This window comes from Aeromonas sp. R5-1 (genome assembly GCF_040908265.1).
Lineage (GTDB): Bacteria > Pseudomonadota > Gammaproteobacteria > Enterobacterales > Aeromonadaceae > Aeromonas > Aeromonas caviae.
The window spans coordinates 1-20411 of the sequence record NZ_JBFODJ010000050.1; the positions used below are offsets into that span (position 1 = coordinate 1).

At 64.2% G+C, this 20411-nt stretch carries 21 protein-coding genes and 5 tRNA genes; 17 read left to right on the forward strand and 9 right to left on the reverse strand.

The annotated features are described in order from the left end of the window. Window positions 1-118: 118 nt before the first annotated feature. The 4 genes from AB5Y64_RS07030 to AB5Y64_RS07045 all read left to right on the forward strand — a co-directional run bounded on the left by AB5Y64_RS07030 (window position 119) and on the right by AB5Y64_RS07045 (window position 2435). Entirely contained in the window at window positions 119-1288 is a 1170-nt protein-coding gene (locus AB5Y64_RS07030) for a UPF0149 family protein (RefSeq protein WP_319895080.1), read from the forward strand. 150 nt (window positions 1289-1438) lie between these two features. Beyond that, complete coding sequence (locus tag AB5Y64_RS07035; RefSeq protein WP_010674639.1) at window positions 1439-1909, forward strand: MarR family winged helix-turn-helix transcriptional regulator; 471 nt, start codon at window positions 1439-1441, stop codon at window positions 1907-1909. Next, on the forward strand, window positions 1906-2094 hold the full coding sequence (locus AB5Y64_RS07040; protein WP_043155974.1) for a DUF4250 domain-containing protein: 189 nt from the start codon (window positions 1906-1908) through the stop codon (window positions 2092-2094). Before AB5Y64_RS07035 ends, AB5Y64_RS07040 begins: the two co-directional genes overlap by 4 nt. Before the next feature lie 161 nt (window positions 2095-2255). After that, the gene (locus tag AB5Y64_RS07045; protein ID WP_010674636.1) at window positions 2256-2435 is read left to right on the forward strand and encodes a hypothetical protein; all 180 of its coding nucleotides are present in this window, start codon (window positions 2256-2258) and stop codon (window positions 2433-2435) included. 95 nt (window positions 2436-2530) lie between these two features. Here the strand turns inward: AB5Y64_RS07045 and AB5Y64_RS07050 are convergent, their stop codons facing one another. Continuing rightward, the gene (locus AB5Y64_RS07050; protein ID WP_010674635.1) at window positions 2531-3118 is read right to left on the reverse strand and encodes an FMN-dependent NADH-azoreductase; all 588 of its coding nucleotides are present in this window, start codon (window positions 3116-3118) and stop codon (window positions 2531-2533) included. Between the two features lie 226 nt (window positions 3119-3344). Here AB5Y64_RS07050 and AB5Y64_RS07055 point away from each other — a divergent pair, with 226 nt between their 5' ends. From AB5Y64_RS07055 to AB5Y64_RS07070, 4 genes are all read left to right on the forward strand, one after another. Beyond that, the gene (locus AB5Y64_RS07055) at window positions 3345-4235 is read left to right on the forward strand and encodes a DMT family transporter (protein ID WP_041211382.1); all 891 of its coding nucleotides are present in this window, start codon (window positions 3345-3347) and stop codon (window positions 4233-4235) included. 73 nt (window positions 4236-4308) lie between these two features. Then, entirely contained in the window at window positions 4309-5487 is a 1179-nt protein-coding gene (gene purT, locus AB5Y64_RS07060; RefSeq protein ID WP_041211381.1) for a formate-dependent phosphoribosylglycinamide formyltransferase, read from the forward strand. A gap of 128 nt (window positions 5488-5615) precedes the next feature. Continuing rightward, complete coding sequence (gene hxpB / locus AB5Y64_RS07065) at window positions 5616-6275, forward strand: hexitol phosphatase HxpB (protein ID WP_113725379.1); 660 nt, start codon at window positions 5616-5618, stop codon at window positions 6273-6275. 136 nt (window positions 6276-6411) lie between these two features. Then, window positions 6412-6615 (forward strand): CPXCG motif-containing cysteine-rich protein, encoded by a 204-nt coding sequence (locus AB5Y64_RS07070; RefSeq protein WP_005336871.1) that lies wholly within the window; start codon window positions 6412-6414, stop codon window positions 6613-6615. Window positions 6616-6693: 78 nt separating this feature from the next. Here AB5Y64_RS07070 and AB5Y64_RS07075 read toward each other — a convergent pair whose 3' ends face one another. Both AB5Y64_RS07075 and AB5Y64_RS07080 read right to left on the reverse strand, forming a co-directional pair. Then, window positions 6694-6984: a YciI family protein gene (locus tag AB5Y64_RS07075; protein ID WP_043155979.1), complete on the reverse strand. Its 291-nt coding sequence runs from the start codon at window positions 6982-6984 to the stop codon at window positions 6694-6696. Between the two features lie 102 nt (window positions 6985-7086). After that, entirely contained in the window at window positions 7087-7698 is a 612-nt protein-coding gene (locus tag AB5Y64_RS07080) for a riboflavin synthase (protein WP_039039091.1), read from the reverse strand. A 133-nt stretch (window positions 7699-7831) separates the two neighbouring features. Here AB5Y64_RS07080 and AB5Y64_RS07085 point away from each other — a divergent pair, with 133 nt between their 5' ends. The 7 genes from AB5Y64_RS07085 (at window position 7832) to AB5Y64_RS07115 (ending at window position 10336) form a co-directional block, all read left to right on the forward strand. Beyond that, complete coding sequence (locus AB5Y64_RS07085; RefSeq protein ID WP_113725377.1) at window positions 7832-8038, forward strand: YaeP family protein; 207 nt, start codon at window positions 7832-7834, stop codon at window positions 8036-8038. A gap of 151 nt (window positions 8039-8189) precedes the next feature. Then, entirely contained in the window at window positions 8190-9569 is a 1380-nt protein-coding gene (locus tag AB5Y64_RS07090) for an MATE family efflux transporter (protein ID WP_029314480.1), read from the forward strand. Between the two features lie 194 nt (window positions 9570-9763). Beyond that, window positions 9764-9840 (forward strand) — tRNA-Val (locus AB5Y64_RS07095). Between the two features lie 11 nt (window positions 9841-9851). After that, window positions 9852-9928 (forward strand) — tRNA-Val (locus AB5Y64_RS07100). Window positions 9929-9945: 17 nt separating this feature from the next. Further along, window positions 9946-10022, forward strand: a tRNA-Val gene (locus tag AB5Y64_RS07105). A gap of 121 nt (window positions 10023-10143) precedes the next feature. Next, window positions 10144-10220 (forward strand) — tRNA-Val (locus AB5Y64_RS07110). A gap of 39 nt (window positions 10221-10259) precedes the next feature. Continuing rightward, window positions 10260-10336, forward strand: a tRNA-Val gene (locus AB5Y64_RS07115). Between the two features lie 143 nt (window positions 10337-10479). Here AB5Y64_RS07115 and AB5Y64_RS07120 read toward each other — a convergent pair. Further along, a complete protein-coding gene (locus AB5Y64_RS07120; RefSeq protein ID WP_368203560.1) occupies window positions 10480-12882 on the reverse strand; it encodes a DNA polymerase II in 2403 nt (800 codons plus the stop codon). Window positions 12883-13119: 237 nt separating this feature from the next. On the opposite strand from AB5Y64_RS07120, the gene AB5Y64_RS07125 reads away from it, so the two are divergent. Then, window positions 13120-13998, forward strand: coding sequence for a pirin family protein (locus AB5Y64_RS07125; protein ID WP_201872779.1), 879 nt, complete (start codon window positions 13120-13122; stop codon window positions 13996-13998). Window positions 13999-14058: 60 nt separating this feature from the next. Here AB5Y64_RS07125 and AB5Y64_RS07130 read toward each other — a convergent pair whose 3' ends face one another. From AB5Y64_RS07130 to AB5Y64_RS07145, 4 genes are all read right to left on the reverse strand, one after another. Continuing rightward, entirely contained in the window at window positions 14059-14919 is an 861-nt protein-coding gene (locus AB5Y64_RS07130) for a PA4780 family RIO1-like protein kinase (protein ID WP_029314478.1), read from the reverse strand. A 94-nt stretch (window positions 14920-15013) separates the two neighbouring features. Further along, the gene (locus tag AB5Y64_RS07135) at window positions 15014-16009 is read right to left on the reverse strand and encodes a lipid A biosynthesis acyltransferase (protein ID WP_049636402.1); all 996 of its coding nucleotides are present in this window, start codon (window positions 16007-16009) and stop codon (window positions 15014-15016) included. A gap of 154 nt (window positions 16010-16163) precedes the next feature. Further along, window positions 16164-17153: a lipid A biosynthesis (KDO)2-(lauroyl)-lipid IVA acyltransferase gene (locus AB5Y64_RS07140; RefSeq protein WP_045524804.1), complete on the reverse strand. Its 990-nt coding sequence runs from the start codon at window positions 17151-17153 to the stop codon at window positions 16164-16166. 220 nt (window positions 17154-17373) lie between these two features. Further along, window positions 17374-18354 (reverse strand): TDT family transporter, encoded by a 981-nt coding sequence (locus AB5Y64_RS07145; RefSeq protein ID WP_045524935.1) that lies wholly within the window; start codon window positions 18352-18354, stop codon window positions 17374-17376. A gap of 103 nt (window positions 18355-18457) precedes the next feature. Between AB5Y64_RS07145 and AB5Y64_RS07150 the strand changes: the two genes are divergently transcribed. Next, window positions 18458-19342 (forward strand): LysR substrate-binding domain-containing protein, encoded by an 885-nt coding sequence (locus AB5Y64_RS07150; protein WP_279982861.1) that lies wholly within the window; start codon window positions 18458-18460, stop codon window positions 19340-19342. 85 nt (window positions 19343-19427) lie between these two features. On the opposite strand, the gene AB5Y64_RS07155 is transcribed toward AB5Y64_RS07150, so the two are convergent. Then, window positions 19428-20405, reverse strand: a complete 978-nt coding sequence (locus AB5Y64_RS07155) for a Gfo/Idh/MocA family protein (RefSeq protein WP_069785075.1) — start codon at window positions 20403-20405, stop codon at window positions 19428-19430. Window positions 20406-20411 lie beyond the last annotated feature (6 nt).

The following is a 20411-nucleotide window of genomic DNA, read 5'->3' on the forward strand; positions in this document are numbered from 1 at the left end:
TCAAGCAATACATTCAAAACCAGCGGGGCTGACGCCCCGGCGAAATTCCCCTCCCACCTACGTCGGAGGGAGTCCCCTTTCGCATTTAAGATGGATCCAGACCCACAGCCAGCAGGAGATGAGTTACCCCGCCCTGCACGGCTTCCTGTGCGCCCGTCTGACGGGGCCCGTTGCCCCCGACTGGCAAGATCCGCTGGCCGGCCTGCTGCCTCATGATGCAGCGCTGGACGGGAAGAGTGCCGAGGCGCTGCATCACCTGATCGCCGAGCTGGAAGCCCAGGCCGACGACGCGCAGCTGGCCCTGCCGAGCCAGTGTCGCCTCTCTACCGACAACCCGGAGCAGGTGTTTGACAAGCGCCATCCTCTGGGGCAATGGAGCTATGGCTTCAGTCAGGGGGTGGCCTGCTGGCCGGCGCCGACCGACCTGAACGATCCGGCGACCCGCCATCGCTTCAGCCTGGTGGCCGAGCTCTGCCTGTTTCGCGACAAGCCCATGGCCATGATGCTGCACCAGGCTGCGGCCAGCGAGCTCCCCTTCCTCGATTTTTGCAAGCGTCAACGCCAGCAGATGAAGACGGCCCTCAACCTCCTGCTCGGCCAGGATCACTACGAGGCCGAGCCTGAAGAGAGCCCGTCCCTGGACAACGAGCAGACTCGCCAGTGGCAGCAGTGGTTCGAGCTGGCGGCAGAGAGCCGCGATCCCCTCCCTCGCCTTGGCTGGTTCGAGCGCATCATTGCCGATGCCAACCTCCTGTTCGATGAGGCATTCTGGCAAGCCCACGCGGGCCATGGCTGGCAGGTCCCCGAGGCACGCCCTCTGATCGCGGCCAGGGCCGGTCGAGCCGATTGCCTGCTGCGACTTGGGCAGCTTGGGCAGGCACGGGATGAGTACCTGGCCCTGCTCGCCCTCTGCCGCGCCGACGAGCCCGCTTGCCGCCACCCCCTCTCCACCCTCTATGCCTGGCAAGGGGAATGGGATGCCCTGCAACAACTGCTGGTGCGCTTTGATGAAGCCTCCTGCTGGCTGCTCTACAACAAGGCCTTGATGAGCTTTGTCTGCGAAGGGGAAGCGGCGGCGCGCCCTCATCTGGCGGCGGCAATGGAGGTCAATCCCCATGTGCCCGCCACTTTGCTGGGCCAGCGCCGCTTGCCCAAGCAGGAGCCTCGCCGCTGGCAGGGAGGCAGCCGTGACGAGGCGGCGCTCTACGCCTTGCAGAGTCGCGAGGCCTGGCTGACCCACAACGCCTTGATATGGCTGCGAAAGAGTGCGGGCAAGCAGGCCAGTTGAGACCCCAATTGCCGATTCGATGACAGAACACGTGCGCAAACGCACATTTTTCTGGTGACTGGTCAGACAAATGCCCCTGTGTTACGTATCATCAAGGCCAAAGTATCAAGAGAAACTGCACCCGATGCAGCCGCCACAGCAGGATGTCATATGTCGAAGATCATTGAGCTGCTCGCGCACTACCCTCCTTATCAGCTGGTTCACGCCGCTGAGATGGTGCGCGATACCTTTGAACAGTTTTATCAGCAGCGGTACCAACTCACCGTGCCCCAGTGGCGCCTGATGATGGTGCTCGGCCCCCACTACCCCATCAGCCAGAAGGAGCTGGTGGAGGCGAGCGGCATGGACAAGGTACGGATCTCCCGCGAGATCCATCGTCTGGTGGAGAAAGGCATCCTGTTCACCGAGAACAGCGTGCAGGACAAGCGCATCAGCCTGGTCTCCTTCACCCCAGCGGGGCTCACCCTGTTCCAGCAGCTCAAGACGGAGGCGGGAAGCTGGCAGCACACCCTCACCGACTATCTGCCGGCCGAGGCGCGCCAGAGCATTCGCCTGCACCTGCAGAGCGTCAGCGATGCCATCGAACAACTTCACCTGCTGGACAACGAGCAACCCTCATGAAGCTGAACAACTTTGCCACCATGGATGTCAACATGCTGCTGAGCCTGGTCAACATGCAGCTACGTGATCACTACGAGGATCTCGATGATCTTTGCCGGGCGCAGGATCTCGACAAGGAGGCCCTGGTCGCCAGGCTGGCCAGCGGCGATTTCCACTATCAGGAAGATCAGAAGCAGTTCAGATAGGGATCCGGATCACAACCCGACCCATGCCGCTGGCTCCGTCGGCAAAAGCTGCTAAGGTGGTGGCTACCCGGTCCGTTGATGTTCGCAAGAGGTATGGATACATCTTGTTGTCACAGACCGCGGTTAGCCTCTTGTTCACCACCCGCAGCCAAGGATGACCCATGATGCGCCTCATTCGACCAACCAGCCTGATCACCCTCTGCACATTGCTGGTGATCAGCCTCTTCCTCCCCCAGGTCCCCAACAGCGCCGAGCAGTGGCTCACCACCCTGCTGCTGGCCTCCCTGGTGGCGGTCTTTCTGATGGTCGGCAGCGGCTGCCGCCACTTCCTGCGCGAATAACGACGCCAGAGCGCGATGACCGCCCAAAAACAACAACGCAGCCCGAGGGCTGCGTTGTTGTTTCAGGATACTGGGGGCCAAGGCCCCGAGTCGCATCAGTAAGCCAGGGTTTCCAGCTGCTCCTTGGCTTGCTCGATCCCCTTGGCTTGCGCCTCCGGACCCATGCCCATGCCTTCGGCATAGATGAAGTCCACTTCGGTGATGCCGATGAAGCCCAGCACGGTACGCATGTAGGGGGTCACCAGGTCGGTGGCATTGCCCACGTGCATGCCGCCACGGGGGCTGACCACCAGGGCGCGGGTGTTCTCCACCAGGCCGACCGGACCGGTCTCGGTGTAACGGAAGGTCACGCCGGCACGGGCCACCAGATCGATCCAGTTTTTCAGCTGGGTCGGGATGTTGAAGTTGTACATGGGGGCCGCGATGATCACCAGATCGCTCGCCTTGAGCTCGGCGACCAGCTCGTCGGACTGGGCCAGCACCGCTTGCTGACGCTCGTTCAGGTTCTCGCCACCACGCAGGCCCATGGCCAGCTCGCCGTCCAGCACCGGCAGGTTCAGGGTCGCCAGATCGCGTACCTGGATGGTGTCACCCTGGCGCTCGGCCAGGTAGCCGTCGATCAGGGCGTTGGATTGGGAATACTGGCCCAGGATGCTGGACTTCAGAACGAGGATATTGGCCATGGTGAAACTCCATTTGATTGTCAATTGAACAGCCAGGCTGTCGATGGAGGTCACTATAAAGACTGGCATTAAAGCCTGATAGCGAAAATAGATGCTCAAGTCATTCAAAAAATTTGATGTCTGTGCATTTCCTCGGCAGAGAGGGGCTCATCAAACTCCGCACCCTTGGCATGACAAACGATTGCCGTTATGATCCGCCGCACTTTTTGTACGTGATCCGGATCTCATGACCTCCTCCCGCAGGCACTCCCCCTTTGCCGGCGCCGTCTGGATGATGGTGGCAGGCCTCTGCTTCGCCGCCGTCAACAGCCTGAGCCAGTATGTCAGCTTCACGCTCGGCCTCCCCTCGACCCAGGTCGCCTTTCACCAATATCTGATCGCCCTGGTCTGCCTGCTGCCCTGGCTGGTGCGCCACGGTCTGCGCCAGTCCCTGATGACGAACCAGCTGCGCCTGCACCTGCTGCGGGTCGCCCTTGCGGTGACCGGCATCCAGTTCTGGCTCTGGGCACTGGCGGTCCCCGTCCCCATCTGGCAGGGGATCGCGCTCTTGATGACCTCCCCCCTGTTTGCCACCCTGGGATCAGCCCTCTTTCTCAAAGAGCAAGTGAGCCGGGCCCGCATTCTCGCGACCCTGGCGGGGTTTGTGGGCGCCATGCTGATCCTGGCACCCTGGACCGACGACTTCACCCTGGCCTCCCTGCTGCCGGTGGCGGCCGCCCTCTTCTGGGCAGGCTACTCCTTGCTGGTGCGCTATCAGGCGGCCAGCGAGTCGTCCCACACCATCGTCGTCTACCTGCTCGTCTTCAGCACCCCGTTCAACGCCATGCTGGCAATCCCTGAATGGCAGTGGCCGAGCGAAACCCAGTGGCTGCTGGTGGCCGCCTCTGGCGTACTGTCGGCACTGGCCCAGATGTCCATCGCCCGCGCCTACAGCGTGGCGGAGGCCTCCTTCGTGCAACCTTTTGATTTTGCCAAGCTGCCCATGAACGTGCTGGCCGGCTGGCTGGTATTTGGCTGGGCGCCCCCCGGTCGCTTGTGGCTGGGGGCGGCCATCATCATCGGCGCCATCACCCTGCTCACCCATCTGGAGCAGCGCGCCCACCCACCCACTTCCTGAGGTACGCCATGCGTACCTCTTTTTTTGCTCACCCGGATCAGCCCTGCTGACCACCGACCTCAGGAGAGATCAGATGTTTGGAACCGCCACCCGCCCCACTGCGACCCGCGCCCTGCTGCTGGGATCAGGCGAACTCGGCAAGGAGGTCGCCATCGAGCTGCAGCGGCTCGGTATCGAGGTGATCGCCGCCGACCGCTATGCCAACGCCCCCGCCATGCAGGTGGCCCACCAGGCCCGCGTGCTGGACATGCTGGATGGCGCCGCCCTGCGCGCCCTGGTGGCCGAGGTCAAGCCCGACCTCATCATCCCCGAGATTGAAGCCATCGCCACCGACACCCTGGCCGCCCTCGAGCAGGAAGGGGTCAAGGTGGTGCCCAATGCCCGCGCCACCCAGCTCACCATGAACCGGGAGGGGATCCGTCGCCTCGCCGCCGAAACCCTGGGACTGCCCACCTCTGCCTACCGCTTTGCCCAGAGCAAGGAGGAGTTTGTGGCCGCCGTCGAGGCCATCGGCTTGCCCTGCGTGGTAAAACCGGTGATGAGCTCCTCCGGCAAGGGGCAGAGCCTGCTGCGCGACCTCGCCAGGCTGGATGAAAGCTGGACCTATGCCCAGGAGGGGGGCCGTGCCGGTCGTGGCAAGGTGATTGTCGAAGGCTTCGTTCCTTTCGAGTACGAGATCACCCTGCTCACGGTGCGCGCCGTCGATGGCATCCACTTCTGCGAGCCTATCGGCCATCGTCAGGAGGATGGCGACTACCGCGAATCCTGGCAGCCCCAGGCCATGAGCGAGCTGGCCCTGGCCCGCTCCAAGGAGGTGGCGGCCAAGGTGGTCGAAGCCCTTGGCGGCTACGGTCTGTTCGGGGTCGAGCTCTTCATCAGGGGTGACGAGGTGTGGTTCAGCGAAGTCTCCCCCCGCCCCCACGACACCGGCATGGTGACCCTGATCTCCCAGGATCTCTCCGAGTTCGCCCTGCACGTGCGCGCCATCCTGGGGCTGCCCGTCGGCACCATCACCCAGTACGGTCCGAGCGCCTCTGCCGTGGTGCTGCGGGAAGGCCACAGCCAGGATATCCGCTATCAGGGGATTGGCGAGGCACTGGCCCTGGTGCCGGGTGCCCAGTTGCGTCTCTTTGGCAAGCCGGAGATCGCCGGTCGTCGTCGCCTCGGGGTGGCGCTCGCCCGTGGGCAGGATTGCCAGGAAGCCGTGGAGCAGGCCAAGACGGTGGCAGCCCGGGTAGAAGTACTGTTCTAGGCAATCCGCTTTACCACGCAAAAACAAACGTTTATCTGCGTGATCCGGCGCAAGGGGCAGGTGACTGCCCCTTTCCCATTGAAGCACCAGGCTTATAATCCCCCCTTCACCTATGTCAGGAGTACAAGATGTTAACTGCCGTGATCTTCGATATGGATGGTGTTCTGATCGACTCGGAACCCTTCTGGCAACGGGCACAGATGGCCGTCTTCGCCGAACTGGGCCACTTCCACACCGAGGAGGACTGCAACTCCACCATAGGGGTGCGCATCGATCAGCTGGTGGCCCACTGGTACCGGATCCGCCCCTGGAGCAGCCCCAGCCAGGAAAAGGTAGTACAGCGCATCCTGGATCAGGTGATCGCGCTCATCCTGCAAGAGGGACAGCCCAAGGCCGGGGTGCTGGAAGCCCTCGACCTCATCGAGGCCCAAGGGCTCAAGATCGGGCTCGCCACCTCCTCACCGTTTGCCATGGTCGAGGCGGTGCTCGGCAAACTCGGCATCCAGGACCGTTTCATGGCGGTCCACTCCGCCGAGGTGGAGCGCTTTGGCAAACCCCACCCGGATGTCTATATCCACGCCGCCGAGAAGCTCGGCGTCGAGCCTGTGCACTGTCTCGCCATTGAGGACAGCTTCACCGGCCTGCTGGCGGCCAAGGCAGCCTCCATGACGGCGCTGATCGTGCCGGACCCGGCGCTGGTCGGCGATCCCCGTCTGGCCATCGCCAACCACGAGCTGCGCTCTCTTGCCGAGCTGAACGCAGAGATGCTGGCCGGCTGGGTCAAGTAGGCAACACCCTGGCGGACTGACCTCCAGCCTCCCTTTATCCCGCTCATAAACGTGCGCTTGCTCGCGGTTGCGCCGCCCTGTGGCGACTAGAATCAGCAGGAGCACAGAGACGGCCCACGGGCCCGAGGAGGTCACCATGATCGAATACACCAGCAAGCGTATCGTCTGCCCCCACTGCGGCCACCACACCCGGGTCGAGCTGGATGCCAGCCAGGGGGATCAGGAGTTCTACGAAGATTGCATGGCCTGCTGCAACCCCATCCATCTGCGGCTGCACCGGGATGAAGCCCGCGACTGCCTGCAACTCTTCGTGGATGCTGACGACGAGCAGCTGTTCTGAATCCCCCTGTCCAGACACAGACAAAAACAAACGGGACCCTGTGGGTCCCGTTTGTTCTGGTGCCGTCGTCAGGCTGGGTCACGCCTCCCTCAAGCACGCCGCCTTCGCCGACGTCATGGTCGGAACAAACTCCACCACCTGATAATCGGCCGCCTCTGCCTGTTTGAAGGGATCCTCTGCCAGCATCGCCTCCAGGGCGTCTCGGCTCACGCCCTGCGCCAGTATGACGCCCCCGACTCGGGGTACCTGACGCCCGGACGCCAGAAAATGGCCTGCGGCATATTGCCGCTCCAGCCACGCAATGTGGGCCGGGATCAGGGCATCGATCTCCGCCAGCGGTTTCACATAGGTCAATGTCACGACAAACATAGAGAAGTCTCCAAGGCTCTGGGGCGGCGCCTCTTCCACAAGAGGGCGCCTTTCCCGTGATGCCGCCCTCCTCTTCGAACCCTGGGGGCAGCGCTCAGGTGGTTACTGGCGCGCCGCCAGCACCCGCTCCACCGTGTCGACGATGGCCTGGGTCTGGGGGTCTATCTCGATGTTGGTCCGCCAGCCGGCCTTGACCCAGCCCAGGTTGGTCCGGGCCAGGGTCTCGGGGATCAGGTTGACGCAGAACTCGCTGGCGCGCACCTCGCCCACGGTGAGGCTGATGCCGTCGATGCCGATGTAGCCCTTGGTCAGCACGTACTTCATCAGCGCAGGATCGAGGCGATACCACACCTGGCGGTTGTTGGGGGTGTCGATGACCGAGGTCACCTCGGCCGTCCCCATGATGTGGCCGGACATGGCATGGCCGCCAATCTCGTCCCCAAAGCGGGCGGCCCGCTCCACGTTGACCTTGTCACCCACCACCAGTTGCCCAAGGTTGGTGAGGCGCAGAGTCTCCTGCATCAGATCGAAGCTGACCAGATCCCCCTCCACCCGGGTGACGGTCAGGCAGCAGCCGTTGTGGGCCACCGAGGCCCCCAGGGCCAGCCCCTCGCCCCAGGCCGGGCTCGGCATGCGGATCACGTGGGTGCGAAAATTGGGCAGTGAATCGATGGCCACCAGTTCGGCGGTCCCTTGTACGATGCCGGTGAACATGAGTCTCTCCAGGCTGTGAAAATTGTCGGCAGGTTACCCCCGGCCACCTTGCAAGACAAGGGTGCCGGCTGACAAGGAGAAGCGCGATCGCTATAGTGACCCCAATCAATCCAGACTGAATGAGGAAACAAAAATGCAGGTATATCAATGCTGTGAAGCCATTCGCATCGCCTACAACCAGATTGGCTCCGGCGAGCAGGGTTATGTGCCCCAGGCCATCGCCGCCAGCATACGGGCGCTCAACGCCGTGGCCTCCGACGAGCGGGTACCAGAGGATCTGCGCGAGCAGGCGGCCTATGCCGCGGCCAACCTGCTGATCAGCGATCACGAAGACGCCTGATCCCGGCTACAAATCTGCCGCCGACCTTCCCCGTTGGCGGTTTTTCAGGCTAGAATGACACCCCCGCATTTTGTCTCCTCAGGACGAGGAGGCAAAAGCCCATCTCTCTTGCCCGCTCTTTCTCTTTTATCTGATCCACTCGGAGGTGTCAGTGCAACGTTATTGGTCCGAGGCGAAGCAGCTCGTTCGTCTAGCCAGCCCCATTCTAGTCGCCCAGGTGGCCCAGATCGCCATGAACTTCGTCGATACCGTGATGGCGGGACAGGTGAGCGCCGTGGATCTGGCCGCCGTGTCGGTGGCGTCCAGCTTCTGGTTGCCGATCATCTTGCTGGTGCAGGGCATCATCATGGCCCTCACCCCCATCGTTTCCCAGCTCAACGGCGCTCGCAAGCAGGACGAGGTGCGCCCCGCCGTGCACCAGGGCTTCTGGCTCGCCCTCATCGTCACGCCCATCGCCATGGTGGCACTCTACTTCAGCCCCCTGGCACTGCAATTCATGGACGTGGATCCCGTCATGGCGGCCAAGACTGCCGGCTACCTGCACGCCATCCTGTGGGGCCTGCCCGCCTTCGTGATGTTCCAGGTGCTGCGCAACTTCAGTGAGGGGCTCTCCCACACCATGCCGACCATGGTGATCGGTTTCGTGGGGCTCGCGGTCAACATCCCCGCCAACTACATCTTCATTCACGGCCACTTCGGCATGCCGAAACTCGGCGGCGTCGGCTGCGGCGTGGCCACTGCCATCGTGCTCTGGGCCATGCTGCTGGCGATGATCGTCTATGTGAAGTGCTCTGCCCACTTCAAGCGCATCAACCTGTTCGCCCAGCTGGCACGCCCCAACGGCAGCCGGATCTGGCGCCTGTTTCGCCTGGGGTTCCCCATCGCCATGGCCATCTTCTGCGAGGTGACCCTGTTTACTGTGGTCGCCCTGATGCTGGCCCCCTTCGGCGCGGAGACGGTGGCGAGTCACCAGATTGCGCTCAACTTCTCCAGCCTGGTCTTCATGCTGCCCCTCTCCATCGGTGTCGGCGTGACCATCCGGGTCGGTCACAACATAGGGGAAGGTCAACCGGATCAGGCCAGGGTCGCCGCCCGCACCGGCCTGATGCTGGGCATGGGAGTCGCCGCCGCGACCGCCGCCCTCACCGTGCTGCTGCGCGACCCCATCGCGGGGATCTACACCGACGACCTGCAGGTGATCGGCCTCGCCGCCACCCTGCTCTTCTTCGCCGCCATCTACCAGATCTCCGACTCGGTGCAGGTGGTGGCCGCGGCGGCTCTGCGCGGTTACAAGGACACCCAGGCCATCTTCTACGTCACCATCGTCGCCTATTGGGGGCTGGGTCTGCCCACCGGCATGATCCTGGGGCTGACCGACTGGGTGGTACCGCGCATGGGCCCGCAGGGCTTCTGGATAGGCTTCATCGTCGGTCTCACCTCCGCCGCCCTGATGCTGGGGGCTCGGCTGCGCGTCATCTACGGCCGCTTCGCCAGCCCCGCAGCCTGCACCGCCCTCTCTCGGGCGCAATAGGGCGCGGCCAGGGGCACGGGGAGCCGCACTTTTGGGACGGCTCGCCTGTAAAATCAACAGGCTGCACAAGAACTGGGCAAACAGTCTCCTTTGTGCATGTCCCTTGTTGACAGCCTTGGGGGCCATGGGTAGTATGCCGACCACGCCAGCAGTGCTGGCGGGATAAAACGGGTCTTCAGCCCGGTTTATGAAGTGGGTTTATAGCTCAGTTGGTTAGAGCACTACCTTGACATGGTAGGGGTCGTTGGTTCGAATCCAATTAAACCCACCACTTTTCGTGATGCGTCCTTAGCTCAGCTGGTTAGAGCACCACCTTGACATGGTGGGGGTCGGTGGTTCGAATCCACTAGGACGCACCATCACGAAACCCTGTTATGCGTCCTTAGCTCAGCTGGTTAGAGCATCACCTTGACATGGTGGGGGTCGGTGGTTCGAATCCACTAGGACGCACCATAACAGTTTGAATAAATTGCAGATATGAATTTGATGTGGGTTTATAGCTCAGTCGGTTAGAACAGTACTTTGACATGGCGTAGGCAATGTCGTTGGTTCGAATCCGGTTGAACACAGATGTGGGTTTATAGCTCAGTTGGTTAGAGCACTACCTTGACATGGTAGGGGTCGTTGGTTCGAATCCAATTAAACCCACCACTCCCCTGCAATGACACACAAAGTCGCTTTGCGCACCCTGCGTCCTTAGCTCAGCTGGTTAGAGCATCACCTTGACATGGTGGGGGTCGGTGGTTCGAATCCACTAGGACGCACCAGATTTGAAAAGCCCGCTTGATAGCGGGCTTTTTGCATTGGTCGGCTCTGACACCCGCTCTCCCCCGTCATCTGCCTCCCTCTGTTTCCTCTGGCACGCGGGCAGCCGTTGTCGTGCCATGGCCGCCGCGTTTACCTCGCGTTGTCAGAAGAGATCGAGCTGCTGGCCGCAGATCCGCTCGAACGACTCCCCCACAAAGGGAAGGATGGCGTCGGCGATGGGCCTGAGCTGCTTGTCGATGTAGTGCTCGTAGTCGACGGCGCTGCGCCGGTACTCCAAAGGCTCGGGGCCGTTCAGGGTCATCAGGTAGGCGATGGTGCCCCTGTGCTGATAGCGCTGGGGCAGGCCGCGGCGCAGGTTCTCCTCGTCCGCCAGGCGCGCCGCCCGTACATGGGGCGGCACGTTCTTCTGATACTCCTCGAGTTTCTGGCGCAGCCGCTTGCGGTAGATGAGCAGATCGTCGTGACGGCCCGCCCGGGTCTCGTCCACCATGGTGCGCACATAGCTGCTGGGATCCTGGTCGTGGAACACCATTTCGTAGAGCCGGGTCTGGAATGCCTTGGCAAGGGGGGTCCAGTCGGTGCGCACCGTCTCCAGCCCCTTGAACACCAGATGCTCCCCTTCCCCTTCGCCCACCAGTCCCGCATAGCGTTTCTTGCTTCCCTTCTCCAGCCCGCGAATGGTGGGCATCAGGAAACGGCGGTAGTGGGTCTCGTACTGGATCTCCAGATGGCTCGGCAGGTCGAACTCCCGCCTGATCAGCGCGGCCCAGTTGTCATTGATCATCTTCGCCAGTCGCTGGCCAATCTCGTCCGCCTGTTCGAGACGGATATCGCTCCCCAGGTGCACGAAGGTGGAGTCGGTATCCCCATAGATCACCTCGAACCCTTCTGCCTCTATCCACTCCCGGGTCTGCTGCATGATGCCGTGGCCCCGCAAGGTGATGGAGGAGGCGAGCCTTGGGTCGTAGAAGCGGCAGCCCCCCGACCCCAACACCCCGTAGAAGGAGTTCATGATGATCTTGATGGCCTGGGAGAGGGCCTTGTTACTGGCGGCCTTGGCCCGATCCCGCGCCGCCCACAGGGTGGCGATGAGATCCGGCAGGAAGTGGCGGGTTCGGGAGAACAGGGCGCCGCGAAAGCCTGGAATGGCGTTAACCGGGTGTTTGAGCCCCTCCACCAGCCCCATGGGGTCGATGCAGAAGGTGCGGATGATGCTGGGATAGAGGCTCTTGAAGTCGAGCACCAGCACGTGGCGATAGAGCCCCGGCTTGGAGTCCATCACATAGCCGCCGGGGCTTGCGAGCCCGCCGTCTGCCGGCAGGTTGGGCGCCACATAGCCACCGCGGTGCAGCCGTGGCAGATAGAGGTTGGTGAACGCCGCCACCGACCCGCCCACCCGGTCGAGCTCAAGACCGGTGAGGGAGGCGCGCTCGATGGCGAAGGGGATGAGGTGGCAGAAATCGAAGATCTCCCACACCAGCCTGCAATCTTCCAGGTTGTAGCGGGCCAGCGCCTCCTTGTCGGAGTGGAACAGCTCGGTGATCTTCTCCCCCCGGTTGGCCACGTCCTCGATGTCCTTGCCCCGCCCGAGCAGCTCGCTCGCCACCGCATCCAGGCTGTAGCTCGGGAACTGCCAGGTGGCGCTCTTGAGGGTATCGATGCCGTCCAGCACCATGCGCCCCGGGATGATGACGTTGCCGCTCTGGGGGTCGTTTCGGGACGAGCGCCAGAAGCAGAGCTCCCGCCCGCGCCCGAGCCGCAACCACCGCTTGTGGAGTTCGGCGCGGCGCAGCAGCAGGCGAAAGTCGAAATTCACCACGTTCCAGCCGATGACGAGATCGGGATCGTGCAGGCTGAACCAGCCCTCCAGGGCACCGAGCAGGGCAGGCTCGTCCGCCACCCACTCGACGGGGGTCTCCCAGTCCTGCGAGTCCGGCTCCGGGGCACCAATCATGATGACCCGCGCGTCCTCTTCGCTATGGAGCCCCACCGAGAAGAGGGTGCCATCCATGGCGCACTCCACGTCCAGGGAGACCCAGGAGAGGGTCGGCGTCACCGCCTGCGGCGCACAGCGCGCCTCGTTTACCTCCCAGTAACCCTGCCTGCCCCCCTTTCGCCTCGCCTTGCCGTCAAAGCGCATCCCGGCGGTGATGAAGCGCTCCATGAGAAAGCGCTCGGGCAGGCGGATATCCGCCTCGAAGTGCTCCAATCCGCGGATGAGCAGCAGCTCGATGGCGCGGTGAAAGGCGCTCAGGGTGGCAAAGTAGCAGCCCACCACCCGGCTCCCCTCGAAGGTGTGCATGGGGAGGCGGCGAAAACGCCCCCTCACCCCGGCCCCCTTGAAGAGCTCTGCCGCCTCCTCCAGGTGGCGTTCCGGCAGGAAGAAGACCGGCTCCTGCCCCGGCACCACCACCCGTACCGGTCCCTGTGCGCTCCAGAGCCACATCACGATCTCGGTACGCCCCTGCACATCCCGACCATGGCGGGTCAGGATGAAGCCGTCGAGCGGCGGGGTCACGGGAGGGAGGGGCTGGATGTCGGTCATGCAGGTGGTCGGGCTCAAGAGTGGGATGGGAGTATTGTACGTTCATACAGTACCCTGCTGCAATTGCCGGGCTAGGCCCTCAGGGCAGGCGCTGTGCCCCGTCTTTGCCATCCGGCGCCGGATTGGGGCATAGTAACCTCGGCATCACTCACCGGCACCGGGCGAGACGGCATGTCCAACTTCCGGCAGACGCTGCGGCCTGCGCGCGCCAACCTTTTCCTCGACAAGGAGCACCCCATGACACAACAGTGGCAACGCATTGCCTCCCGCCTCACCGATGTGGGCGGCATCCCGGTGGCTCGCGCCATCCCGGTCAAGGAGCGGCGCACCATCGGGCCCTGGTGTTTTCTCGATCATATCGGCCCGACCCGCTTTGCCCCCGGCGCCCCCGGCATGGATGTGGGGCCCCACCCCCACATCGCCCTGCAGACCTTCACCTGGATGCTGGAGGGGGAGATCCTCCACCGGGACAGCCTGGGCAGCAAGCAGGTGATCCGTCCGGGCCAGGTGAACCTGATGACCGCAGGACGGGGCATCGCCCACACCGAGGAGTCGGTCCCGAACCAGCCCGATCTGCACGCCGCCCAGCTCTGGATAGCCCTGCCAGAGGCGGATCAGCATACCCCGCCCCGCTTCGATCACTACCCGACGCTCCCCCGCTGGCAGCAAGGGGAGATCACCCTCACCCTGCTCATCGGCGAGCACGGCAGCCAGCGCGCCCCCACCCTGCACTTCTCCCCCATTCTGGGGCTGGATCTGCACGCCCCCGAGGGAGGCGAGATCACCCTCCCCCTGGACCTCGCCTTCGAGCACGGCCTCTTTCCCCTCGCGGGGGAGACCATCGTCGCAGGGGAGGCCCTGGCCCCGGAGCAGCTGCTCTACCTGCCCCCCGGCAACCGGGAGGTGGCGCTGACCCTGCGCCCGGGCGCCCGGCTGCTGCTCATCGGCGGCGAGCCCCTGCCCAGACCGCTGCAGATCTGGTGGAACTTCGTGAGCGTCGACAAGGAGGCCATTCGCACCGCCGCCGCCGACTGGGAGAGCGGTCATCCGCGCTTTGGCGAGGTGACGGGTTACCAGGGGCCCCGTCTCAAGGCACCGCCCCTGACCGGACTCTGAGCCAGAGTTCCAAAACAAAAGAGCGCCCATGGCGCTCTTGTTGATTGGAATGAAGGCCCGTCAGGACTCCTCTTCCTGCTCCGCCTGCAACCTGGCCCGGCGGGCCATGGCCTCCTCCTGGGCACTCTCTATCTCGTGCAGCACGCCATCCAGATCGATGGCCTCCCGGCTCTCTTCGAACAGGCCGGTGAGCTCGGTCTCGGGGCCCAGCTTGCCATCCTCGAACAAGGACCACATCTCCCGGGCATACCGGGTCTTGAGCAGCTCGGGGGCATACATGCCGTAGTAGTTGCGCATGTTGTCGACATCCCGCTCCAGCATGGCCCTGGCCTGGTTGTTGGCGGCGGCATCCACCACCTGGGGCAGGTCGATGATGACGGGCCCCTCTTCGTCCACCAGCACGTTGAACTCCGAGAGATCCCCGTGAATGAGGCCGGCGCAGAGCATGCGCACCACGTAGCGGATCACCTTGCCATGATCCACCAGAGCCTGCTCACGGGTCAGGGCCACGTCGTTGAGACGGGGAGCGACGTTGCCGTCGGCGTCGGTGATGAGCTCCATCAGCAGCACGCCATCGAGGCAGACATAGGGCCTGGGCACCCGCACCCCGGCCGCCGCCAGCTTGAACAGGGCATCCACCTCGGTGTTCTGCCACACCTCTTCGTGCTGCTTGCGACCGTACTTGGAGCCCTTCTCCATGGCGCGGGCATCGCGGCTGCTGCGTACCCGCCGCCCTTCCTGATAGACCACGGCCTGCTTGAAGCTGCGCTTTGACGCCTCTTTGTAGACCTTGGCGCAGCGGATCTCGTCGCCGCAGCGCACCACATAGACGTCGGCCTCTTTGCCGCTCATCAGCCGGCTGATGACATCGTCCACCAGGCCGTCATCAACCAGAGGTTGGATTCGATTTGGAATTTTCATGACCGCCCTTTTACCCTATTTGCACCTTGTTTGCACCTGTTTGCTGGTGGCCTGCCACCCCTGTCAGAAACGGCCCGCAAGGGGGCCGTGTCGATCAAGGTTCCGGTGGCAGCCCCTGGCGGATGCGGCGGATCCCCGCCTCGTAGAGACCGTCCTCGCCCTGATCGTGCTCCTGGGTTTCGAAGATCTTGAGAAACCACATGTACTGCTCGGGGAAGCGGCCAAGCTGCTGCTCCACCATGCGGTTCATCTGGTTGACGTCCGCCACCAGATCCGCGGTGGGATAAGGGTCGAACGGCGCCTCGATCTCCAGCCGGTAGCCCCCCTGATCCTCGTCGTAGCAGGCCAGAATGGGCACGGCGCGGGCACCGGTCAGCTTCACCAGCTTGGGCAGGGCCGGCAGGGTCGCCTTGGGGTGGTTGAAGAAGGGCACGAAGAGGCTCGCCTCCCGGCCGTGATCCTGATCCGGCAGATAGAAGAAGCTGTCGCCGCTGCGCAGGGCCTTGATGGCGGGCTTGATGCCGACGCTGCGCTCGTAGATACGCCCGCCCTTGCTGCGCTCGCGGTTGATATACCAGTCGAACACCGCATCCTTGGGGCTTTTCATCATGGTGCACATCTTGATCCCCTGGAGGGGGAAGTAGCGGCCAATCATGTCCACCGCCCAGGTGTGGGGCACCACGAAGATCATGGGGCGACCGGCTGCCCGCTCCGCTTCCACGTGCTCCCAGCCGCTCACCTTGACGCGCCCCTTGAGGAAGTCGGGGCTGCGCCAGGTCAGCTCGCCAAAGCCCAGGAAGGTCTTGAGCCCCACCCGGATGGATTTCAGCAGCAGGGCCTGACGGCCCGCCTCGTCGAGATGGGGGAAGCAGATCTTGAGGTTGGTGTCGGCGATGTAGGCCTGCTTCGTGGAGACGCGCAGCAGCAGGGGGGCCAGGTAGTCGGCCAGCTTGTCCCGTGCCCTTGCCGGCACCCAGGCCAGCAGGGAGAGCAGGGCGACGGCCAGCCAGCTGCCCCATAGACGGGGGTGCAGCAGGCGCGGATGAAAAGAGGTATCAAACACCGGATCTTGTGCGGACATGGTCGCCATCGAATCATCAAAACAGACCGTCATTTTAGTGATCCTGACAACTTTTTCTACCCTGCCCTGCACAGCGCCACCGCGCCAAGTCACTGATCAGACAAGTTAGAAATAAAAAGTGGCCCGCTTGGGGCCACATTTTTGCACCGGGTGAGCGCAAGGCTCAGGGATGAGGAGCAAGGCCCCGGCGGATGCGCCGGATCCCCTCTTCGTAGAGGCCATCCGGCCCCACCTGATCCTCACGGGTGTCGAAGATCTTGAGGAACCACATGTACTGGCCCGGGTGGCGGCAGAGCTGGCGCTCCACGCTGTCGTTCATGCGGCAGGTATCCGCCATCAGATCCGCGCTCGGGTAGTCGGCGTAGGGAGCCTCGACCTCCAGCCGGTAGCCGTGCGCCTGCTCGTCATAGCAGGCCAGCACCGGCAGGGCCCGGGCACCGGTCAGCTTCACCAGCCGTGGCAGGGCCGGCAACGTCGCCTTGGGGTGGTTGAAGAAGGGGGCGAACAGGCTCGCCTCCCGGCCGTGATCCTGATCCGGCAAGTAGAAGAAGCTCAGGCCGGATTTCACCGCCTTGATCACCGGCTTGATGCCGGCGCTGCGCTCATAGACGCGGCAGCCGTGCCGGGCCCGCGCGCCGTTGATGTGCCAGTCGAACACCGGGTTGCGGGCGCTCTTCATCATGGTGCACATGGGCAGGCCCCGCTGGGCGAAGTAGTAGCCCGCCGCGTCGATGGGCCAGCTGTGGGGCACCACCAGGATCACCGGTCGGCCAGCGGCCTGCTCCGCCTCGATATGCTCCCAGCCGCTGACCTGGATCCGCCCCATCACGTGGGCGGGGCTGCGCCAGGTGAACTCGCCAAAGCCCAGCAGGCTCTTGAGGCCGACCCGGATGGAGGTCATCAGGATGGCCTCCCGCTCGGCCTCGCTCTTTTCTTTGAAGCAGATGGCGAGGTTGGTCCTGGCGATGTAGATCTGCTTCTTCGAAATGGCGCATACCAGGGGCGTCAGAGCATCGGCCAGGCGATCCCGCCAGCGCGGGGGCACGAAGGCGAGCACACCGATGGCGCCGAGGGCGAGCCAGCTCAACCAGTAACGGGGGTGCAGCAGACGAGGCTGGAATCGGGCGTCAAACACGGGATCAGATGAGGACATGGGGCACGACAAAACAGTGGGAAGATAAAGTGGCGCGCATCGTGACAGGTATTACCAGTTAACGCCAACTGAATGTCGCCTGCATGGGCAACTATTTAAGCCACTTCACGGATTGACAAAATTAATCTGCTTCATTTGATTCCCCTCTGCGTCACTGCATCACGAACGGCAGACCCCGCACGGGCGGGGTCGATGACGAGGGGGGATGAAAACCTTGTGCCTAGCGGCGTGCGGGCTGCCCCGGCAGGTCATCCTGCACGGCCGGCAGGAAGAACATCAGGTAACGCAGGGCCACGTAACCCACCACCAGGGTGGCCACCCCCAGCTCCAGATAAGCCAGCTGATGGAGCTGCTCGGCATAGCGGGCCGCCTGTGGCCACTGCGACAGCAGGTGACTCACCTTGAACAGGGCGGTGGCCCCGATCACCAGGGGGAAGGTGAAAGCGGCGTAACCCGGCGAGAACGGCAGGCGCAGCAGCTTGATGAAGGCCAGGTAGATGATGCCGGTCATCAGCACGGCAATCCCGAGCAGCACCGCCACCAGCAGCAGGGAGGGATCCTGACTCACGGTGAGGTAGCCGGCCAGCGACAGGCTCGCCGGGGCGGCCAGGATGGCGATGGTGGGCTTGGCGGCATCCGGCACCTCGTGGCTGAAGATGAGGCGATAGAGCATCAGCGGCAGCATCAGGCCGTAACAGGCCATGCCGAACCAGAGCAGGCCGGTGGCCAGGGATGCGAAGGGACCGCCCGGGTAGGCCACGTCAGCCACGATGATCCCCACCGGCGGCACAAACCAGCTCGGCACCATGTGATGGATTTCAAACGCTCTGGCCCTGTGCCAGACGAAGGTGGCGAGGAAGACGAGGTGGACGATGACCGCAAACAGCCAGAGCCCCTGCCCCAGGGTCGGGGCGAGCAGGCCGACCGCCTTGGAGACCACCATGGTCCCCATGGCGTAGGTGGGCACCACGCTGCCCACCACGGGATGGGCGAGATCCTGCCACAGCAGGCGCGGGTGGATCAGAAACTTGAAGGTCAGGACGAGGAGCAGCACGGCGGCGATGGCGGCCCCCAGCAGTTGCAGACGGCCATCGAACTGACCGGCATTTTCCCAGCACCAGCCGAGGCTGGCGATCCCCAGAGCCAGACCGGCCATGGGGGTCGGGGCGGCGGCCAGGGAGCGGCGGGTTCTTGCGATCATGGCGGATACCCTCTTGATGATGACGATGGGCATAGGATAAAGGGGGTCTATCGTTTACGATATCTAAATGAATTGAACTTAGCGTTTAGGAAAATCAAACGATATGAAGCTCACCCTGCAACAACTCAAGGTGTTTGCCACCATCGCCCGCCACGGCAACCTGGGGGGCGCCGCCAATGAACTCTGCCTGAGCAAGGGGGCCGTCTCCCAGTCGCTGCAGGAGCTGGAGCGCCAGCTCGCCACGCCCCTGTTCGATCGGGTGCACCCGAGGCTTCAGCTCAACAGCGAGGGGCGCCTGCTGCAACCGGCCGCCGAGGAGCTGCTGACCCGGATGCAGGAGATAGAGCAGCTCTTCAGCCCCGATGCCGAGCCGAGCGGCCAGCTGCACCTCGGGGCCAGCCAGACCATCGGCAACTACCTGCTGCCCGCCCTGCTGGCGGAGGGGGCCCAGGAGCTGGGGGTCGCCCCCAGGGTCACCATCGCCAACACCCACCTCCTGTGCCATGCCCTCGCCCACTTCGAACTGGATCTCGCCCTCATCGAGGGGGAGAACCACCACCCGGACCTGGTGAGCGAACCCTGGCTGGAGGACGAGATGCTCATCATCGCCGCCCCCGGTCACCCCCTGGCGGATCAGCTCGAGCTGCCCCTGCGCCGGCTTGCCGGGGAAACCTGGGTGCTGCGCGAGGCGCAATCCGGCAGCCGCGAGCAGTTCGAGCAGCAGCTCCAGCCCCACCTGCCCCGCTGGCAGGCGGGGATAGAGCTCAATACCCTGGAGGCGGTGATGCTGGCGGTGGAGAAGGGGCTCGGCATCTCCTTCATCTCCCGCCTCGCGGTGGCGGATCGGCTGGCACAGGGGCGCCTGGTGGCCCTCACCCCGAGTCGCCGCTTCCCCCGCCAGCTCTCCCTCGTCTGGCACAAGCAGAAGTTCCACTCCGTCGCCCTGCGCCGCTTCCTGGCCTTCTGCCGCGCCCAGACCCTGGCGTGAGAAGCCCTTCGGATACGACAAGGGCGCCATTGGCGCCCTTGTCGTTCAGCCGATGCTCTCCCCGGCCATCAGCCCTTCCCCGGCCTCAGCCGGCGAGTCCCCCTTCAATCCAGCCGAGCACCTGCCGGGTCACGGCCTGGGGCACCCAGGGGGAGTCCAGCAGCCGGTGGCGCAGGCAATCGGCAAAGTGATCCGCCTCGTGCTGCATGCCGCCCCCCTCCACCGGCAGGTAGATGTCCGCCGGCCAGATGACGGGAGCAGGCCCCCCTTGCCAGCGAATGTGCTGGGGATTCCACCACTTGCCCTCGATGACCAGGCGCCATCCCTCCCCGGACAAGGACGCTTCCCGCTCGAGATCCTCGATGATGGAGGCCCCGAGTTCGGCCCGAAACGGCTCATCGAACGTGAAGCTGGCGGCGAGATCCACCTCCCCCGGAGCCCGCGTCAGCGTCACCTCGGGGGCGGTGCAGCCCAGCCCCAGCCGATGGCAGAGGGCGGCATGGAGCCAGAGGGGATAGACCCCCACGTCCCAGGCAGCGCCGCCATCCAGCGCCGGATCGAACAGCTTGCCCACCTTCGGCTGGGCCGAACCGAACGCCGCCCGCAGCTCGCGCGGCGGCGGCAGCAGGGGCAGGCGCTGCAACAGGGCGCGCATGGCGGGGAAGCACATTACCTTCATGGCCTCGAGCAGCAGCAGGCCCCGTGCGTGGGCGAGCGCCACCAGGGCGTCCCAGTCCGCTACCCGGGTCACCGCCGGTTTCTCCACCAGTACGTGCTTGCCCGCCAGCAGCATCTGCCTCACCAGGCCCGCGTGCTCCGGGTGGATGACCGCCACATAGACGGCCTCCACCTCGGGGCTGGCGGCCAGGGCCTCATAGCTGCCATAGGCGTGGGGCAGCCCCAGATCCCGGGCGAACTCGTCCGCCCGTCCCTGGTCCCGGGCGGCGATGGCCACCACCTCGGCTCCCCTGGCGTGCCCGTTCACATCGCGGCAAAAACGCCGGGCGATGGCCCCCGCCCCGGCAATGCCAAAGCGCAGGGGCGCCCTTGTCTCGTCGTGCATCGTCTC

Bases quoted from the DNA above. Each gene is read 5' to 3' on its own strand.
- AB5Y64_RS07030 (WP_319895080.1), top strand. From the start codon at position 119: ATGAGTTACCCCGCCCTGCACGGCTTCCTGTGCGCCCGTCTGACGGGG.
- AB5Y64_RS07035 (WP_010674639.1), top strand. From the start codon at position 1,439: ATGTCGAAGATCATTGAGCTGCTCGCGCACTACCCTCCTTATCAGCTG.
- AB5Y64_RS07040 (WP_043155974.1), top strand. From the start codon at position 1,906: ATGAAGCTGAACAACTTTGCCACCATGGATGTCAACATGCTGCTGAGC.
- AB5Y64_RS07045 (WP_010674636.1), top strand. From the start codon at position 2,256: ATGATGCGCCTCATTCGACCAACCAGCCTGATCACCCTCTGCACATTG.
- AB5Y64_RS07050 (WP_010674635.1), bottom strand. From the start codon at position 3,118: ATGGCCAATATCCTCGTTCTGAAGTCCAGCATCCTGGGCCAGTATTCC.
- AB5Y64_RS07055 (WP_041211382.1), top strand. From the start codon at position 3,345: ATGACCTCCTCCCGCAGGCACTCCCCCTTTGCCGGCGCCGTCTGGATG.
- purT (WP_041211381.1), top strand. From the start codon at position 4,309: ATGTTTGGAACCGCCACCCGCCCCACTGCGACCCGCGCCCTGCTGCTG.
- hxpB (WP_113725379.1), top strand. From the start codon at position 5,616: ATGTTAACTGCCGTGATCTTCGATATGGATGGTGTTCTGATCGACTCG.
- AB5Y64_RS07070 (WP_005336871.1), top strand. From the start codon at position 6,412: ATGATCGAATACACCAGCAAGCGTATCGTCTGCCCCCACTGCGGCCAC.
- AB5Y64_RS07075 (WP_043155979.1), bottom strand. From the start codon at position 6,984: ATGTTTGTCGTGACATTGACCTATGTGAAACCGCTGGCGGAGATCGAT.
- AB5Y64_RS07080 (WP_039039091.1), bottom strand. From the start codon at position 7,698: ATGTTCACCGGCATCGTACAAGGGACCGCCGAACTGGTGGCCATCGAT.
- AB5Y64_RS07085 (WP_113725377.1), top strand. From the start codon at position 7,832: ATGCAGGTATATCAATGCTGTGAAGCCATTCGCATCGCCTACAACCAG.
- AB5Y64_RS07120 (WP_368203560.1), bottom strand. From the start codon at position 12,882: ATGACCGACATCCAGCCCCTCCCTCCCGTGACCCCGCCGCTCGACGGC.
- AB5Y64_RS07125 (WP_201872779.1), top strand. From the start codon at position 13,120: ATGACACAACAGTGGCAACGCATTGCCTCCCGCCTCACCGATGTGGGC.
- AB5Y64_RS07130 (WP_029314478.1), bottom strand. From the start codon at position 14,919: ATGAAAATTCCAAATCGAATCCAACCTCTGGTTGATGACGGCCTGGTG.
- AB5Y64_RS07135 (WP_049636402.1), bottom strand. From the start codon at position 16,009: ATGGCGACCATGTCCGCACAAGATCCGGTGTTTGATACCTCTTTTCAT.
- AB5Y64_RS07140 (WP_045524804.1), bottom strand. From the start codon at position 17,153: ATGTCCTCATCTGATCCCGTGTTTGACGCCCGATTCCAGCCTCGTCTG.
- AB5Y64_RS07145 (WP_045524935.1), bottom strand. From the start codon at position 18,354: ATGATCGCAAGAACCCGCCGCTCCCTGGCCGCCGCCCCGACCCCCATG.
- AB5Y64_RS07150 (WP_279982861.1), top strand. From the start codon at position 18,458: ATGAAGCTCACCCTGCAACAACTCAAGGTGTTTGCCACCATCGCCCGC.
- AB5Y64_RS07155 (WP_069785075.1), bottom strand. From the start codon at position 20,405: ATGCACGACGAGACAAGGGCGCCCCTGCGCTTTGGCATTGCCGGGGCG.